The 18,177-nt window shown below is 35.5% G+C and carries 17 protein-coding genes; 3 read left to right on the plus strand and 14 right to left on the minus strand.

The window, feature by feature from the left end:
• Nucleotides 1-9: 9 nt before the first annotated feature.
• Nucleotides 10-870: an ATP phosphoribosyltransferase gene (gene hisG, locus JM84_RS10430; protein WP_013752040.1), complete on the minus strand. Its 861-nt coding sequence runs from the start codon at nucleotides 868-870 to the stop codon at nucleotides 10-12.
• Between the two features lie 281 nt (nucleotides 871-1,151).
• Here hisG and JM84_RS10435 point away from each other — a divergent pair, with 281 nt between their 5' ends.
• On the plus strand, nucleotides 1,152-1,862 hold the full coding sequence (locus JM84_RS10435; RefSeq protein WP_013752039.1) for an OmpA family protein: 711 nt from the start codon (nucleotides 1,152-1,154) through the stop codon (nucleotides 1,860-1,862).
• A 1-nt stretch (nucleotide 1,863) separates the two neighbouring features.
• On the plus strand, nucleotides 1,864-2,487 hold the full coding sequence (locus tag JM84_RS10440) for a hypothetical protein (protein WP_013752038.1): 624 nt from the start codon (nucleotides 1,864-1,866) through the stop codon (nucleotides 2,485-2,487).
• 34 nt (nucleotides 2,488-2,521) lie between these two features.
• Here JM84_RS10440 and JM84_RS10445 read toward each other — a convergent pair whose 3' ends face one another.
• The 12 genes from JM84_RS10445 to JM84_RS10500 form a co-directional block, all read right to left on the minus strand.
• Nucleotides 2,522-2,944 carry a PepSY-like domain-containing protein gene (locus JM84_RS10445; RefSeq protein ID WP_013752037.1) on the minus strand — a complete coding sequence of 141 codons (423 nt, stop codon included), beginning with the start codon at nucleotides 2,942-2,944 and terminating at the stop codon, nucleotides 2,522-2,524.
• A 130-nt stretch (nucleotides 2,945-3,074) separates the two neighbouring features.
• Nucleotides 3,075-3,890, minus strand: coding sequence for a prohibitin family protein (locus JM84_RS10450; RefSeq protein WP_013752036.1), 816 nt, complete (start codon nucleotides 3,888-3,890; stop codon nucleotides 3,075-3,077).
• Nucleotides 3,891-3,910: 20 nt separating this feature from the next.
• A complete protein-coding gene (locus tag JM84_RS10455) occupies nucleotides 3,911-5,944 on the minus strand; it encodes a hypothetical protein (RefSeq protein ID WP_013752035.1) in 2,034 nt (677 codons plus the stop codon).
• 62 nt (nucleotides 5,945-6,006) lie between these two features.
• Entirely contained in the window at nucleotides 6,007-6,753 is a 747-nt protein-coding gene (gene fabG, locus JM84_RS10460; protein ID WP_013752034.1) for a 3-oxoacyl-[acyl-carrier-protein] reductase, read from the minus strand.
• Between the two features lie 214 nt (nucleotides 6,754-6,967).
• On the minus strand, nucleotides 6,968-7,843 hold the full coding sequence (gene sucD, locus JM84_RS10465) for a succinate--CoA ligase subunit alpha (protein WP_013752033.1): 876 nt from the start codon (nucleotides 7,841-7,843) through the stop codon (nucleotides 6,968-6,970).
• 72 nt (nucleotides 7,844-7,915) lie between these two features.
• Complete coding sequence (locus JM84_RS10470) at nucleotides 7,916-8,317, minus strand: nuclear transport factor 2 family protein (protein WP_013752032.1); 402 nt, start codon at nucleotides 8,315-8,317, stop codon at nucleotides 7,916-7,918.
• On the minus strand, nucleotides 8,317-9,252 hold the full coding sequence (locus tag JM84_RS10475; protein WP_041295930.1) for a UDP-3-O-(3-hydroxymyristoyl)glucosamine N-acyltransferase: 936 nt from the start codon (nucleotides 9,250-9,252) through the stop codon (nucleotides 8,317-8,319). Before JM84_RS10475 ends, JM84_RS10470 begins: the two co-directional genes overlap by 1 nt.
• A 67-nt stretch (nucleotides 9,253-9,319) precedes the next feature.
• Entirely contained in the window at nucleotides 9,320-9,886 is a 567-nt protein-coding gene (gene efp, locus JM84_RS10480) for an elongation factor P (protein ID WP_013752030.1), read from the minus strand.
• A gap of 180 nt (nucleotides 9,887-10,066) precedes the next feature.
• Entirely contained in the window at nucleotides 10,067-10,849 is a 783-nt protein-coding gene (lpxA, locus tag JM84_RS10485; RefSeq protein WP_013752029.1) for an acyl-ACP--UDP-N-acetylglucosamine O-acyltransferase, read from the minus strand.
• Between the two features lies 1 nt (nucleotide 10,850).
• Nucleotides 10,851-12,257 (minus strand): bifunctional UDP-3-O-[3-hydroxymyristoyl] N-acetylglucosamine deacetylase/3-hydroxyacyl-ACP dehydratase, encoded by a 1,407-nt coding sequence (locus JM84_RS10490; protein ID WP_013752028.1) that lies wholly within the window; start codon nucleotides 12,255-12,257, stop codon nucleotides 10,851-10,853.
• The gene (lpxD, locus tag JM84_RS10495) at nucleotides 12,250-13,275 is read right to left on the minus strand and encodes a UDP-3-O-(3-hydroxymyristoyl)glucosamine N-acyltransferase (protein ID WP_013752027.1); all 1,026 of its coding nucleotides are present in this window, start codon (nucleotides 13,273-13,275) and stop codon (nucleotides 12,250-12,252) included. The genes JM84_RS10490 and lpxD overlap by 8 nt, the downstream gene beginning before the upstream one ends.
• A gap of 21 nt (nucleotides 13,276-13,296) precedes the next feature.
• Nucleotides 13,297-14,520, minus strand: coding sequence for an HD domain-containing protein (locus JM84_RS10500; protein WP_013752026.1), 1,224 nt, complete (start codon nucleotides 14,518-14,520; stop codon nucleotides 13,297-13,299).
• Nucleotides 14,521-14,638: 118 nt separating this feature from the next.
• Between JM84_RS10500 and JM84_RS10505 the strand changes: the two genes are divergently transcribed.
• Nucleotides 14,639-16,186, plus strand: a complete 1,548-nt coding sequence (locus tag JM84_RS10505; RefSeq protein WP_013752025.1) for a bifunctional response regulator/alkaline phosphatase family protein — start codon at nucleotides 14,639-14,641, stop codon at nucleotides 16,184-16,186.
• A gap of 98 nt (nucleotides 16,187-16,284) precedes the next feature.
• Here JM84_RS10505 and JM84_RS10510 read toward each other — a convergent pair whose 3' ends face one another.
• Complete coding sequence (locus JM84_RS10510) at nucleotides 16,285-18,126, minus strand: helix-turn-helix domain-containing protein (RefSeq protein WP_013752024.1); 1,842 nt, start codon at nucleotides 18,124-18,126, stop codon at nucleotides 16,285-16,287.
• Nucleotides 18,127-18,177 lie beyond the last annotated feature (51 nt).

Here is an 18,177-nt window from a genome sequence, read left to right on the forward strand (position 1 = left end):
AAAATAAATTTATAGTACCATTTTTTCAATAGGGCATACTAAAATACCTTCGGCTCCTGCAGATTTTAAATTATCTATAACATCCCAGAAACTATTTTTATCTATCACAGAGTGTACACTACTCCAATCTTTTTCTGCTAGAGGTAAAACAGTAGGACTTCTCATTCCAGGAAGCATTGCAATCACTTCATCTAGTTTATTATTAGGTACATTCATAAGTACATACTTACTACGCTCACCTGTAAGTACAGCTCTTATACGAAATTTAAGCGTCTCAAGAATTGCCTCTCTCTCCTTTGAGATGTTAGGCGACACTGTCAGAACAGCTTCTGAAGTAAGCATTTGCTCCACTTCTTTGAGGTTATTCTTAAATAATGTGCTACCACTAGAAACAATATCACAAACAGCATCTGCTAGGCCTATACTTGGGGCAATTTCTACAGAGCCATTGATAATATGTAATTCTGCTTTTACACCTTTACTATCTAGATACTCCTTTACAGTGTTCGGATAAGATGTGGCAATGCGTTTACCTTCAAAGTCCTTAACAGAATTATATTTCTGACCCTTAGGAATAGCTAATGAAACTTTACACTTTGAAAAACCTAATCTCTCTACAATTGGTAAATCCTTACCTTTTTCAATTAAAGTGTTTTCACCTAAGATTGCGATATCTACAACACCATCTCTTAAGTATTGAGGTATATCTCCATTACGTAAATAAAGTACTTCTAACGGAAAGTTTCTAGCCGTTGCTTTGAGCTGGTCTTTTCCATTATCAATAGATACACCACAATTTTTAAGTAGTTGTAACGATTCCTCATTAAGGCGTCCAGATTTTTGAATAGCAATTCTAATTTTTTGACTCATGATAATTTTTTAATGTCCAAATTACTCAAAAGAAAAAACCCGCTTGAGTAATTCAAACGGGTTTTTAATATGAAATATATACATACTCTTTACCTCGCTTGAGCGATGATTGAAGTATGATGGTGATGTGTATTGTTATTATTCATTGTTGTACAAATTTAAGAAGTTCTTTGTTAAAAACAAGTGGATAACCTGATTTAATTAATTCTTAACATTGACAACTTTTCTGTAACTTTGAAAACAGTAGGCTTATATATAGTAATACTCTCTTAGCTTAATCGATGAAGGGATTTTTTGGGGCATTCTTCGTTTTTTTACTATGGACTTCTGGTTGTATTTATTTTATAAGTACAAGAGAGGTTAATAACGACAGTGATATACAACAAGTTCTTTATGAAAAGAATAATTCAAAAAAAAACATTCCTAAATCAAAAGATACTCAATCATCTTCCTCAGAAGTTTCTAAAACAAAGTTTACAACTACTAGTTTTGCTCCAGATAGTTTAGATTTATTTGGAATTGAACATGAGACTTCTTCTATGCTTGCTGAAGAAATTCAAAAATCTATCGCAATTAGTGATACTATAGATATTACAAAGGATGAGCCTGCTTTAGAATTTGAAAAGGAACTTAATTCATTAATGGGGCCTTCTTTTTCAAGTAGTATATTTTATCCTCGTTATAACAATACAGATCTAATATTAGATAAAGAGTTAGTAAAATATACGACAGAACTTAAAGCATTATTAAAAAAACATCCTGAAAAAAAAGTTACCATATTAGGCCACACCGATAATGTAGGCAGTAGTAAAGATAATTTTGATCAAGGCCTTAAGATGTCTAGACAAGTAAAATGGTATCTTACTGCGAGAAGAGGAATACCAAGACATAAGATAACGGCAACTTCCCGAGGGGAAGAAGAACCAATAGCAAATAATAAGAGCCTCTCTGGCAGACAAGAGAACAACAGAATAGAAATTATAGTAGATTAATATGTTTGTATCACAAGAGGCCATATCTATACCAGTCGCATACTTAGAGACATTTATAATGACTCTTGTTGCATTTTTAATTGGTTATATAGGCTCTAATCTGTATAATAAAATTATTCTAAAAAAGAGTCTCGCAGCTCAAAGTGAAACGATACAAAATTTAAAGAAAACTATTATTAATCTTGAGGATGAATTAGATCGCAAGGGAGATGGTGTTTTTAGGAAAGATCGAATGGATGACGAGTTTGACCATCTTAAGGTGAGAAATCGAGCTTTTTCTCAAGAAGTAATCTCTGAAAAATTAGTAGAGAAAGATTATTCTGACATAATTAATTTTGACAGAATAGGCACAGCTTCAGTTTTTGACAAAAATGAACTTCAACAAATTATAGGTATAGGACCTTACACTGAAGCAAAATTAAATGAGTTAGGCATTTACACTTTTGATCAAATAAGCCGATTAACGAAGGAAGATATTGAAATTATAACGAAACTTATTAAGTTTTTTCCGGATAGAATTAAAAATGATCGATGGGTAGCCAAAGCAATCAGGCTCAAAGAACAATTACTGGAAGATGCTCAAGATCCAAAAAAAAAGATGAAACATAAAAAAACCACCTATTAGGTGGTTTTTTTATAAGTACTATTGATGTCTAGTCTTAATTAATCTTAACTCCAGATTCATTAAACTCAACATCCATATTCTTTCCTTTTCTCTTAAACTCTACATCGTAAAACAAGCCTTTTTCAGCACTTTGAACGCGTTCTATTTCTGTTATTTCCTCGTCTGAGTAATTGTTATCTATTGCTTTTTGAACAGCTTTAGGTAAATCATCTTTCTTTATGCTTACCTCAGTCTCAATCCATGAACCGTTAGGACTAAAGTCTGCTCTGTGACGTACTCCATCTACTCTAAACCTAGACTCATAGTTCCCATTTGAATCTACATGCCAGTCTGGGTCATTCTCTCCTGGATATTTTGCTTGAAATGTTTTCTTTACTGCTTCTGGTGCATATCCCTTTTCGCTATTTTGACTTTCTACATTTTGACCACAGCTTATAGTAAGTATGAATCCAAACAAAAAAAGTATTTTCTGATAATTGTACATAAAAGAATCTTTACAATCCACACGTGAATTCGCGCGGATTGTAAAGATATAAGCTTTCGCGAAAGCGTCTTCTTAACGCTTTCTTATAGTTTTATGAAGTATTCTAATTATTTCCTAAAATTAGTGGAAGTCCAGAATCACCAGAACCAACAACGATAACTTTAGAATTAGGTGACTTTGATAACTCTATAGTTGCATCTATTCCTTTGTCTTGAAGAATTTTATCTGTCAAAGAAGCACTTAAAATCTTATTTGCATCTGCTTTACCTTGAGCTTCAATACGTACTTTTTCTGCTTCTTTAGATGCTGTTACAAGTCTAAACTCGTACTCTAGAGATTCTTGCTCTTGTCTTAGTTTTCTTTCAATTGCGTCTTTTATAGTATTAGGAAGCGTCACGTCTCTTACTAATACCTCATTAAGTTGCACATATTGCTTAGACAAAATAGCTTTAGTCTCTACAAATATTTCGTCCTGTATAGCATCTCTTTTACTTGAGTACAATTGCTCAGGTGTATATCTACCTACTACACTACGTGCTGCAGATCGTATAGCTGGCTGGATCACTCGTTGTAAATAATCTTTACCTAGTGTTTGGTGTAGATTTCCTAAATCTTTGCGCACTGGCTCATACCAAGCAGAGGCGTCAATTTGTATTTCTAATCCATTAGACGATAAAACTTTCATTTTTTCAAAAAGCTCTTGTTGTCTTACTTCATAAACGAATACCTTATTCCATGGTGCAACTAAGTGAAACCCTTCACTCATAGGTGGCTCATCTGTCACCACACCATTTCCAAACGTTTTAAATAATACTCCTGCCTCTCCAGAATCTATGGTTACAGCAGATTTTGTAACTAATACTAATAAAATAATGATACCTATAACTATAGGTACGCCAATCTTTGGTAATTTTTCCATAATAATTTTTTGATTTTTATTTACGTGAGTCCATTATACTTGCGCATAAACCACTCAATAGAAAGTAGTAAGGCTATTATAAATAATAACCATTTCCAATCTATTAAAGGTACGATTTTTTCCGTGCTTTTCTGTACAGGTTTGTATCGAGTATCTTTCAAAAGATATTCAATAAGTTGGTCTCCTGTTGCGCTCGTATAAAGGGCTGCTGCGGTATTAGACGCTAGAGTACGTAGTTCTGTTACATTTGCATTTAAGAATTGTTGTTCTATCTCAAAAGGAACTATTGTAAAACTACCAGATCGAGCGAGTCCTTGATCTATAACCGACACGGTAAACTTGTAATTACCCGGCTCTAGATTATTCATCGCAACCTGATATGTATTCTTATTAAGCAATAACGGTATATCTGTCACTTTACCTGTCTCTTCATGGACTAGACGTATGGATAAACGTGCTCGTGTATCAAAGGTGTAATTTTTATCAAAGTACTGCGCATACAATGTAACATCACCATTACCGTAATAAAAGGACTCATAATCTATGTTAAGACGACTCTTTTTCTTATTTGATGCTGCATATTGCACGAGATTATCAATAAAATTATCAAAATCTTCAAAGCTATTATTATTAATAAAACTCTGTGCTCGCCATCGCCACAAACCTTCTCCTAGAATATAAACTTCACGTTGTCCATTTGTATCTGTAGTAGCTATAAGTGGATTTTCTGTATTTAAAGATCCTATAGTTTGGGTCAGTGCGACATCTACTTCTGTCTTAAAATTAACGTCACCAAAGCTTGTTTTTAACGGCGGAAAGTCAGCAAAGCCTATATCTTCTATCACAAAAGCAGAGAAATTCACATTGAGTTCGCCTTGTACTTCTTCTTGCTGTCCAGTGATTTCTTGATTAATGGTATTCTGGAAGGTATTTACAGCATTCCAATCTGTATTTGCGCCAGCGACTATAATACTATTTTTGGATAGCGAAGTAAGTTGCTCATAGACATTCTTGAAACGTGTATCTGGCTGGTACAATATTACTAACTCATAGTCATTAAGCTTACTTATACTTTCTAGAGGATTTGAAAAAGTAACCGTGCGTAGTCTATTACTTTCTATACTCTTTTTAAGCATGCCCACATCTGGATGAATGATGTTACTTACTATAAGAACATTCGTTTTTTGATCAATAACTTCAATCGCAAAGTTCTTACTATTGTTTTTTATGTTTTTCTCTGTCGTACTAGGTGCAAGCTGTATAGCATATTGCCTAACTCCTACGCTCGTTGCAGGTAATAGCAAATTGAAAACCTGTGATTCTTTGTCTGGACTAAAAGTAACTCGCTCAGAATGTACTACTGTCCCTCCTGAACTAACCGTTAATTGTGAGCTTACTGTATTGTTGCCATTATAAGAGGCAAAAATCTCTACCGGAAACTTATTATTGATATACGCATATCTATTTACGTTTACCTGCCCTAATTTAAGATCATCGTATGTAATTGTATCTCCTAGAACTACAGGATATATCTGCTGATTAAGGTTTTTTGAGGTGTATTGATAAGCCTCACCATAGGTTTGGTTTCCATCGGTGAGTAAGATAACTGGTGCTATTTCTGTAGCATAAATGTCTTCAAGACTATGAAGAACATTAGAAATGTTAGTCTGCTTTTCTTGAAAATCTAAGGTGTCTAAACGTTTAAATTCTTGACCGAAACTATAAAACTCTACGTCAAAAGCATTGTTTAAAGGTTCGCTTTCGCGAAAGCGTGAAACTAAATCACTACTCTCATCATCATATTCCAAGTGTTTAATACTTGCCGTATTATCTACAGCTACGGCAAGTGATGGTTTTACGATAACGTATGTAACTTGTTTGTAAGAAGGGTTAATTAAAAGAATAAGCAATCCAAAAACGCTTAAGAATCTAATAAGCGCATAAACTTTATTGCGGCTGGTCTTATATTTTGCCTTATAAAAATACTGAAAAACCGCTATTCCCAAGGCGAGAATAGCAGCTCCAATAATTAATAATAATGTTTCTGTTTGCAAATGTCGTGGTTGTTCTTATCTCAAATATTTTGAGAATGGGCAATAAGCACGTAACTCGTAAATTACGTAAGCATTCCTCCGTCTACATTAATAACTTGACCTGTGATGTATGCACTCATATCACTAGCAAGAAATACGCAAGCGTTTGCAATATCTTCTGGGCTTCCACCGCGTTTTAATGGTATAGACTGTCTCCATCCATCTACAGTAGCTTCATCAAGCTTACCTGTCATCTCAGTTTCGATAAATCCAGGAGCAATCACGTTTGTACGTATGTTACGAGAACCTAGCTCAAGTGCCATAGACTTAGAGAAACCTATCATTCCAGCCTTTGAGGCAGCATAGTTTGCTTGACCAGCATTTCCTTTTACTCCTACTACAGAGCTCATATTAATGATACTTCCTTTGCGAGCTTTAAGCATCGTGCGCTGCACCGCTTTAGTCATATTAAAGATAGACTTAAGGTTTACCTCTATTACGTTATCAAAATCCTCTTCAGACATACGCATAAGGAGATTATCCTTTGTAATACCTGCATTATTTACAAGAATATCAATAGTTCCAAAATCTTCAAGCACGTTCTTTACAAGCTCTTGAGCCTGCTCAAAATCTGCTGCATTACTTTTATATCCTTTGATTTTTACACCTGTACTCTCTAGGCTTTTCTCTAGCTCATCTGCCGCAGCAGATGATGAGCTGTATGTAAAAGCAACATTTGCTCCATGCTGAGCAAATACTTCTGCGATTCCTTTTCCTATGCCACGGCTAGCACCAGTGATGATAGCTGTTTTTCCTTCTAATAATTTCATATATAAATGCTATGAATAGATAGTTAACCAGTATGATTACTATCTGAGGTTATTTTTTATTGATCTAATTAACTTAAATAGTAGGTTGTATCGTCACGCTTTCGCGAAAGCATACATCACTAAATTTACTTACTCAAATATAAGAATTACGATACCGACTAGAAACAAAAAAACCTCCCTAAAAAAGGAGGTTTCTTTATAATATATCGTAAAATTATTTACCTAAAACTTCGGCAACTTTTTTACCTATTTCTGCTGGGCTATCCACAACGTGAATACCACATTCTCTCATGATTGCTTTTTTAGCTTGTGCTGTATCATCAGATCCACCTACAATTGCTCCTGCATGACCCATAGTACGTCCTGCTGGCGCAGTCTCACCTGCGATAAAACCTATCACTGGTTTCTTACTACCGCTTTCTTTATACCACTTTGCAGCGTCACCTTCTAGTTGACCACCTATCTCACCTATCATTACAACAGCTTCAGTTTCTGGATCATTAATAAGTAATTCTACTGCTTCTTTTGTAGTAGTTCCTATAATAGGATCTCCTCCAATACCGATTGCTGTAGTAATACCAAGACCTTGTTTTACAACCTGATCTGCCGCTTCATACGTAAGTGTTCCAGATTTTGAAACAATACCTACAGTACCCTTTTTAAATACAAAACCTGGCATGATACCTACTTTTGCCTCACCTGGAGTGATAACTCCTGGACAGTTAGGTCCTATAAGGCGACACTCTTTTGTTGAGATATAGTCTGATGCTTTGATCATATCTGCAACAGGGATACCTTCTGTAATTGTGATAATCACTTTGATTCCTGCATCTGCAGCTTCCATAATTGCATCTGCAGCAAATGCTGGCGGTACAAAAATAATGGTAGTATCTGCTCCTACTTTTTCTACTGCTTCTTGAACAGTATTAAAAACAGGCTTATCAAGATGTGTTTGTCCTCCTTTTCCTGGAGTTACACCACCTACTACGTTTGTTCCATAATCAATCATCTGGCCCGCGTGGAAAGTTCCCTCGCTACCTGTGAATCCTTGAACAATTATTTTCGAATCTTTATTAACTAAAACGCTCATCGGTTTGTTTTAAAATTTTGCATTGCAAAAGTAACAGTTTGGTTAAGTATTATGAAGTAAAAACAATGAAATTTACTTCCAAGATTTCATGCTCTCTTTTGCTTCTTCTGCTGGTTGGCTCATTTGGTACCCTCTATACATCAAACCATCTTTCATTTCCCATATAGCCATAAAATGTGCCATAGGTTGCTCTGTATCTGGTTGCTCAATCGTAGTTACAAAATACGTGAACCTTATCACTACCTGATCCTCTTTAGAAAGAAGGTGTGTAATCTCTGGACGTACTGCATCAAAAGATTTACCAGCCTCTGCTGCCATTTCTTTTAATCCTGCTATTTCCATATGGTTGTAGCCTGTTTTTGCATTCCAAAAAAGCTGCATATCAGGATGAATATACTCATCAAAAGCAGTTGTGTCATTAAAAAAGTCTGAGCTATAAAACTCTTTTACGATTTTCTTATTACTCTTAGCCATTATTGTTGCTTTAGTTTTTCTAATAATTCTTGCACTTGTCTCAACGCTGCAAGCTCTTTATATTTTGTTCTGAAATCACCTGCTGGTGACCCAAAATAACTTTTTTCTCCTTCTAGGGACTTACTCACACCACTTTGTGCAGATATGATAGCCTTCTTCCCTATAGATATACCACTAGTAACTCCTACCTGACCCCATAACGTCACCTCGTCCTCTATAACGACACAACCAGCTATGGTAGTTTGAGCCGCGATTAAAACACGTTCTCCTATAACAGTATCATGCCCTACATGAACCTGGTTATCAATCTTAGTTCCTTTTCTTACAGTAGTATCACCAGTAACACCCTTGTCTATAGTCGTCCCAGCTCCTATATCTACATTATCTTCTATTACAACACGACCACCAGATTTAAGTTTATCAAAACCTTCTGGACGTTTTTTGTAATAAAAAGCGTCTGCACCTAGTATGCTTCCTGCGTGTATAGTAACGTTATCACCTATAATCGTATTGTCATAGAGACATACATTAGGATGTATGGTACAGTGATCACCTATAACCACATTATTCCCAATGAAGACATTAGGCTGTATAACGGTTCCTTGACCTATAATTGCCGTCTCTGCTATAGCAGCAGCAGCGCTTTTAAAAGGTTTAAAGTGATCTGTAAGCTTATTAAAATCTCTAAAAGGATCATCAGATATTAAAAGTGCTTTACCCTCTGGGCAAGCTACTTCTTTGTTTATAAGCACAATAGTCGCGGCACTTTGTAGCGCCTTGTCGTAATACTTAGGATGATCTACAAAAACAATATCTCCTGGTGTTACTACATGGATCTCATTCATACCCAAAACTGGAAACGAAGGATCACCCACAAAAGTGATATTAAGAAGACTTGCAATATCTTGAAGCGTATGTTGTTTTTTAAATTTCACGATTACGAATATAAAAGAAAATCCCGTCATTTGACGGGATTTATATAATAAGTTAATGGAAGATTATTTACTCCTTAACGCGCTCTTTATAGGTCCCTTTATCGGTCTCTATTTTTATCTTATCTCCTTCATTAATAAACAAAGGAACGTTTACCTCTGCTCCTGTCTCAACAGTTGCTGGCTTTGTAGCGTTAGTTGCTGTATTACCTTTTACTCCTGGCTCTGTGTGACTCACTTCAAGTATTACAGAAGCAGGCATGTCTACAGAAAGTGGTGCGTTATCTTCCGTATTTATAAGTACGGTAACAACCTCTCCTTCCTTTAATAAATCAGAACGATCTAACGCAGTCTCTTGTAAAGCGATTTGCGTGTAGTCTTCTGTATTCATAAAGTGATACCCCTCTCCATCATTATATAAAAACTGGAACTTATGTGTTTCTACACGTACTTCTTCAATCTTATGTCCTGCAGAAAATGTATTATCTAATACTTTTCCAGAGGTAACACTTTTCATTTTTGTTCTTACAAATGCTGGGCCTTTACCCGGCTTTACGTGTAAAAACTCGATGATTTTATAAATATCGTGATTGTAGTGTATACAAAGTCCGTTGCGTATGTCTGATGTTGTTGCCATATATAGTATCAAGTTTCTGCAAATGCAGAATTCTTATTTAATTAAAAGTTAATCTCGCTTTCGCGAAAATATGAAAAGATTATCAATCTCTCCGTTTTATGAATTTCACCGCTCACCTTATGTTAGGCAAAAGCATGAGTGTTATGTTGTCAAATTTTCGCGAAAGCGTAAAAAGAAAACTTATGAATTGAAGTATCCTTTCATAATACCGCGTTGAGAATTACGTATAAATTGCAATATCTCATCACGTTCCTGAGTAGCTTCCATCTCTGCTTCAATAATCGCAACAGCTTGAGAGTTGTTATAATTCTTCTGATACAAGATGCGGAATATATCCTGGATCTCACGTATTTTTTCTGTTGTAAATCCGCGACGACGTAGTCCTATAGAATTAATCCCTACGTAGCTCAACGGCTCGCGACCGGCCTTAACAAAAGGCGGTACATCCTTACGTACTAGTGACCCACCAGTTACAAAAGCATGGCTTCCTATCGTACAAAACTGCTGTATAGCAGCCATACCAGCTAGTACCACGTAGTCACCTACAGTAATGTGCCCAGCAAGCGTACTGTTATTAGAAAAAATACAATTATCACCTACGATACAATCATGAGCAATATGGCAGTATGCCATAATCCAACAATTGTTTCCTACCTGAGTTTTCATACGATCTGAGGTGCCACGGTTAATGGTCACACACTCACGTATCGTTGTATTATCACCTATAATAGTAACGGTATCCTCGTCATTAAACTTTTTATCCTGTGGTACTGCAGAGATTACTGCGCCTGGAAAGATACTTACGTTCTTTCCTATACGAGCACCTTCCATAATAGTCACATTAGACCCTATCCAGCTACCCTCGCCTATTACAACGTTATTATGAATGGTTGTAAATGGCTCGATAACAACATTCTTTGCAATTTTTGCACCTGGGTGTACATATGCTAGTGGTTGATTCATACTAGAGATTTTTTACTTTTACTATTTGCGCCATTATTTCGGCTTCTGAGACAAGTTTACCATTTGCATAAGCGCGAGCTTGCATCTGGCAGATTCCTCTACGTATAGGTGACATTAGGTCTAATTTGAAAATAAGAGTATCACCAGGTACCACCTGATGCTTATATCTTACTTTATCTATTTTAAGTAAATAAGTTAGATAGTTTTCTGGATCTGGAACGGTACTTAAAACTAAAATACCTCCCGTTTGAGCCATTGCTTCTATTTGAAGTACGCCAGGCATTACCGGAGATCCGGGAAAATGCCCCACAAAGAATGGTTCATTCATTGTTACATTTTTCACTCCAATCACATGCTCTTTTGTGAGCTCTAAAATCTTATCTACAAGCAAGAATGGAGGTCTATGAGGTAACATCTCCATTATTTGATTTACGTCCTTTACAGGGGTCGCATGCAAATCTACATCTGGAACATAATTACGGCGTTCATTCTTAATAATTTTCTGAAGTTTTTTTGCAAACTGTGTGTTTATAAAGTGACCAGGCTTATTTGCAATGATTTTACCACGTATTCTTGTACCTACTAGTGCTAAGTCTCCTATAACGTCAAGTAGTTTATGACGTGCTGCTTCATTAGCATGGTGCAGAGTAAGGTTATCTAGTATGCCGTTAGGCTTTACAGCGATATCATCCTTATTAAAGGCTACCTTCAATTTTTCCATTGTACTAGCAGATAATTCTTTATCTACATATACAATCGCATTATTGAGATCTCCACCTTTAATGAGACCGTGCTCAAGCAACATCTCTATCTCATGTAGAAAACTAAATGTTCTACTATCTGAAATTTCCTCCTTAAATTGCGATATGTGTTGTATGCTTGCATTCTGAGTACCTAGCACTTTAGTACCAAAGTCTACCATAGTAGTAACTTGATACTCATCTGCCGGCATTAAAATAATCTCACTCCCAGACTCTTCGTCTAGATAAGTGATAATTTCTTTCACCACATATTCATCACGTACAGCATCCTGTTCTAGAACCCCTGCTTCTTCAAGTGCTTCTACAAAAAACTTCGAAGAGCCATCCATAATAGGAGGCTCAGAAGCATTAAGCTCAATAAGAAGGTTATCTATTTCAAGTCCTACGCAAGCAGCAAGTACGTGCTCTGTAGTTTGAATAGAAACGCCGTTTCTTTCAAGGTTTGTTCCTCGTTGTGTATTGGTTACAAGAGAAGCATCTGCATTTAGTACTGGCTCTCCTTCAAGATCAAGGCGTTTAAATTTATAGCCGTGGTTTTCTGGAGCTGGCTTAAAGGTCATTAGTACATCTGCACCTGTGTGCAAACCTACACCTTGTAAGCTTATTTCTTTAGCTATCGTACGTTGTTGTGCTTTAGCGTTACTCATTATTTTGTTGTTTTTTTAATTCGTTTACCGTTTGTACAATTTTTGGTAAATTTTTAAAGTGTACGTAAGAACGATTCCAATCAGCATAATTAAATGATGGAGATCCCTGCAGCACTTCATTATCCTTTATATTTCTTCCTATTCCAGATTGTGCTTGTATACGCACATTATCACCTATGGTTAGGTGTCCAGAGATACCCACTTGACCACCTATAAGACAGTGCTTTCCTATTTTAGTAGAACCAGCAATACCTGTTTGTGCAGCAATGGCTGTATGAGAACCTATCTCTACATTATGTGCAATCTGAATCTGGTTATCAAGTTTAACACCTGTTCTAATCACAGTAGATCCTAATGTTGCACGATCTATCGTAGTTCCTGCTCCTATATCTACGTGATCTTCTATAATTACATTTCCTGTTTGTGGTACTTTACTATACTCTCCTTTTTCATTTGGAGTAAAGCCAAAACCATCTGCACCTACAATAGCACCACTGTGTATGTAGACCGTGTTACCTATAACACAGTCAGAATACACTTTAGATCCTGCAAAGAGCACACAATTGTCTCCTATAGTAACATTATCCCCTATATAAACATTAGGATAAATTTTTACATTACTCCCTATAGTTACGTTCTCTCCTAGGTATGAAAAAGCTCCTAGATACAGTCCGTCTCCATAAGTAGCTGTTTCAGAAATAAAGCAAGGCTGCTCTATTCCCGACTTATTAAGTTTTACTTGATTATAATATTCTAGAAGTTTTGAAAATGACTTATAGGCATCCTCTACTCGTATAAGCGTAGGCTTAACGGGTTGCTCTGGTTCAAAGTCATTACCTACAATGGCAATACTTGCCTCTGTAGTATATATAAATGATGTGTACTTAGGATTTGCTAAGAAGGTTAGAGACCCTGGGATCCCTTCTTCTATTTTTGCAAGCTTTGATACTTCTACATCGGGGTTACCTTCTATAGTTCCTTCTAGTATTCCTGCGATTTGATTTGCGGTAAATTTCATGGATGACAAAAATAGGAAAAATTAACGTTTAGGTTTTGGGTAACAGAGATAGTTTTTAACTACTTCTTTTGTAAGTGACTTTAAACTTAATTGATCACTTGCTTTTACCACATCTACAATCTTCCCACTATTGAGAAGAATATTGATTCCACCTTTCTCATAATTATATGCTTGGTTTGATATAGTACCTGTAAACACAAAGTATGATGCCTCATGTTCCGTTATATTAAACTTCTCCATTAATAAGGACTTATGTTGCTCAAGCTTAGACGGTGCAAATGGTTTCTTTTTAATTTTTACATTCAAAAGATCTCTATTTATAATCGCCTTAGACAGCTCAGAAAGCACAAAATCCTCATGAAAACACCATTCTTTCATAGCAGAAATAATATCATAATCGTCTAGCTGAGCAAACGTATCAAGGCTATTTTTTATGGTATCACTATCTATTCTATGTTGTAAAAAATACTGTAAAGCTTTACTCGAAGTTAGCACAACTCCGTTATGAGAGAGCTCTTTTGCACGCTTGAGTACCCTCGTTATTAATTGCTCTGCTACAATACCTGTTTTATGTAGGTACACCTGCCAGTACATAAGCCTTCTAGCGACAAGAAACTTCTCTACAGTATAGACTCCTTTTTCTTCTACTACAAGCTTGTCATCCATCACGTTAAGCATAGCAACTATACGCTCCGTATTAATGTTACCCTCGGCCATTCCCGTATAAAAACTATCACGTTTTAAATAGTCGGTACGATCCATATCTAGCTGACCAGAAACCAGCTGATTTAAAAAAGAGCGATGATATGATCCCTTGAAAATCTCTATTGCCAGCGTTAAACTTCCGTTAAACTCCGTATTGAGACCCTCCATAAATAAGCTAGAAATGTGCTCATGACTTACACCCTCTACAATACTATGTTCCATAGCATGAGAGAAAGGACCATGACCTATATCGTGAAGTAAGATTGCTATAAACACACCTTCTTTTTCTTCAGGTGATATCTCAACACCTTTGTCTTCAAGGACTTTGATGGCTTTCTGCATAACGCCCAGACATCCTATCGCGTGCTGAAAACGAGTATGATGCGCACCAGGATATACAAGATATGACAATCCCATCTGCGTGATACGTCGTAGTCTTTGAAAGTATTTGTGCTGTATCAAATCAAAGACTATACCATTAGGTATAGTAATAAACCCATAAATAGGGTCGTTAATAATTGTAACTTTGGGAGACCTCAATATTAAAAATTTTGGATTTCTATTTTTTATGCTTTCGCGAAAGCGTATTACTTACAAATATAAGGTTTCGCCTTGCAAACAAGGAGCCTCTTAAAAACTAACATACTTAACTAATTATATGAGCAACATACAAATACTTTGGGTAGATGACGAAATTGACTTACTTAAGCCACATATTTTATTTCTTGAAAAGAAGAATTACAGCGTAACTACTTGTGATAATGGTGCCGAAGCTGTAGAAATGATAGATGAGCAAAACTTTGACATCATTTTTCTTGATGAAAATATGCCAGGTCTCTCAGGTCTAGAAACTCTGAGCGAAATCAAAAATAAACGGGAAAATGTTCCTGTTGTCATGATCACTAAAAGTGAGGAAGAGTATATTATGGAGGAAGCGATAGGCTCTAAAATAGTAGACTATCTCATTAAACCAGTAAATCCTAACCAGATATTACTGAGTTTAAAGAAAAATCTTGATCATAGTAGATTAATAAGTCAGAAAACTACTTCTTCATATCAGCAAGAATTCCGCAAGATTGCTATGGATTTATCTATGGTAAATAGTTTTGAAGAATGGTCTGAGCTGTACCAAAAGCTTATTTACTGGGAGATGGAGCTTGAGGGGATAGAAGATACTGGAATGTTTGAAATATTAGAATCTCAAAAATCTGAAGCAAATAATCAGTTTTGTAAATTTATTGATAAAAATTACCCAGACTGGTTTAACGGCTATGAGGGACCTACGATGTCTCACACATTATTTAAAGACAAGGTACAACCACACCTTAAAAAAGGTAGTCCTACCCTATTCATTGTCATAGATAACATGCGCTATGATCAATGGAAGGCTTTTGAGCCTCACCTTAATGCGCATTATAAAAAAGTACAAGAAGAACCTTATTACAGCATCTTGCCTACTGCAACTCAGTATGCTCGTAATGCTATATTTTCTGGACTCATGCCAGAAGAGATGAAAAAGAAGCATCCAGACTTATGGCTTGATGATACAGATGAGGGAGGAAAAAATATGCACGAAGCAGATTTTCTTGAGGCACAACTTAAAAGACTACGTCTTGACCTAAGCTGGGAATATCACAAAATCACCAACTTAAAAAACGGTAAAAAACTTGCCGATAATTTTAAATCTCAGAAAAATAATGACCTTACGGTAGTCGTTTACAATTTTGTAGATATGCTTTCTCACTCTAAGACAGAAATGGAAGTAATTAAAGAACTCGCTAGTAATGACAAGGCTTACAGATCACTTACAGAGAGTTGGTTTAAAAATTCACCGTTACTCACGATGATACAGCAAGCGCAAGAGCTAGGCATGAAGCTTATACTTACTACAGATCATGGCACTATTAATGTCAAAAATCCATCTAAAGTTATTGGTGATAAGAATACAAGTCTCAACCTGCGTTATAAAACAGGAAGAAGTCTGACGTATGAAAATAAAGACGTACTCGCTGCCGAAGATCCTCGCACGATACACCTACCTACTATTAATATGAGTAGCTCATTCATATTTGCAAAGGGAGATCTATTCTTTGCGTATCCTAATAATTTTAATCACTACGTAAGTTATTATAGAAATACATACCAGCATGGTGGCGTAAGCCTTGAAGAAATGGTGATTCCTTTTGTCGTGCTTGAACCTAAATAGAAATGTTACGCTTTCGCGAAAGCGTGACCACAAACAAAAAAACCACAGCAATACAAGCTGTGGTTTTTTTATGTTTGTATATAAACTAAAAGAGCTGCTTAACCCGTTTTATTAATTCGCTCTAAAAAATCAATTACATTATCACCCTTTTCTTTCGCAGGAGCCGCTTTAATATTCTCAAGATTTTTTATGAAATAAGTCACCGAAAGCCCAGTAATACGCTTAAAGTGATTAGAAAAAGATTTTGGATTAGAAAAACCAACCTCTTTTGCTAGAGCACTCACTGTGTACGTTCTTATTTTCTCAGAACTATAGAGTAGTTTGAGTATATGATTAATACGCAGGTCATTAATATAAACAGAGAAATTCTCTGATTTGTCATCATTAATATACTTAGATAGATATGTTGAATTAGTACCTACCTGGAGAGCTAGACTCTTAAGCGTGATATTTTCCTCTGTAAACATTAATGTGTCCTCAAAAGTTTTGAGACCAGCTTTAATTTTATCTGTTTGTGTAGACTTTAATTGTGGCGGAGAACTTTTAATAGTTGTCTCAGTCGTGCTAGTAGTATTTATAGGAGATGACACCTCATTTTTAATGCGCTTTTCAATTGCCGCTTTGAGATTATCAAACCTCTTTTTATAAATAAGCCTTTTTCTATATTGAAATATCGCTACGATGACTCCTATACAACTCAAGATTAAGAATAGAATAACACCAGCATTACTTGTTGACTTTTCCTTTTCTAGCTTATGTATTAAAAGTTCCTTCTCAGCTGTAAGCTCAGGGATAGTATACATAGACACGACACCGTTACTCACTGACTCTTTAATACTACCTAATGATTCCTCATAGGCAATCATTTTATTTAGGTATTCTATTTGCTTATCTGTGTTTCCTTCATTCTTATAATGATTAAGTAAATAATCAAATGTATGCTTGAGCTCATCAAAATAATAATCAGATCCTGCTGCTACAAAAAGACTATCTGAAATTATAAATGAAGTAGTCGCCTTTTCTGTTAAATCTAATCCCTCGTAGGCTATTCCTTGCATGGCAAAAGAATGAGACAACTCATCATCTCCTTTTTCATAGTCATTAGAAATATATTGATTGGCTACATCTAACCCTTCTAGGTATTTTTTTTGTTTAATTAAAATAGCCCCTTTAAGCCCTAAGTAAGTGTTCTGATACTCTTTATCATTATCAATATCAGCATAAATCTTCACTTTTTCTATGTAATCGCTTGCAGCATCTAGACTATCTATATCAAAGTAAGAAGATGCAATAGAATATCTAACGGAAGCAAGAATATTCTTGTTCTGAGAATCACTATTGTAGATGTGAATATTCTTAACTTTTCCAGTTGTGTAAATAGACTCTACTTCCTTTAAATTTGAAATACCGCGACTTACATTTCCATAATTTATCTGTAATACCCCAATAAAATTCTTTAGAGTCCATTTGTTAGATAAATTTCCGGATTCTTCAGAATATTTATACGCCTCTTCTGCTAACTGTAAAGACATATCGATTTGATCATTATAATAATATGATATTGCCTTACTCAACAGAGCTGTTTCATACAAAACGAGCAAATTATTTTCTTCAGTAAAATTTAATATGTAATCAAATAAATCAAAATCATTATTTCTTAATTCAGCTAAAACAAGATAAAATTTAACAACATCAGATTTATTCTCACTTCGTGCTGCTCGTTTTATAAGCTCTTTCCCTTTTAATTCTAGCACCAATGAATCAACTGATGTCATATCTTCTTCAAAAAGAGCAAAAAATTCAGTTCTTAATACGGGGTAACTTTTTACAGCTATAGAATCTGGTACAGCAATTTCAGAGAGATACGGAAGTTCTTGTGCACTTATGGAGAGCAAAGAGCACAGAAAAAATATTATAAATAAAGGGGTTCTTATAGTCATTAACTAAACGATTGAGAGCACTATTTTTTAAGAAAAATCTTACTCCTATAT

This window comes from Dokdonia sp. Hel_I_63 (assembly GCF_007827285.1).
Lineage (GTDB): Bacteria > Bacteroidota > Bacteroidia > Flavobacteriales > Flavobacteriaceae > Dokdonia.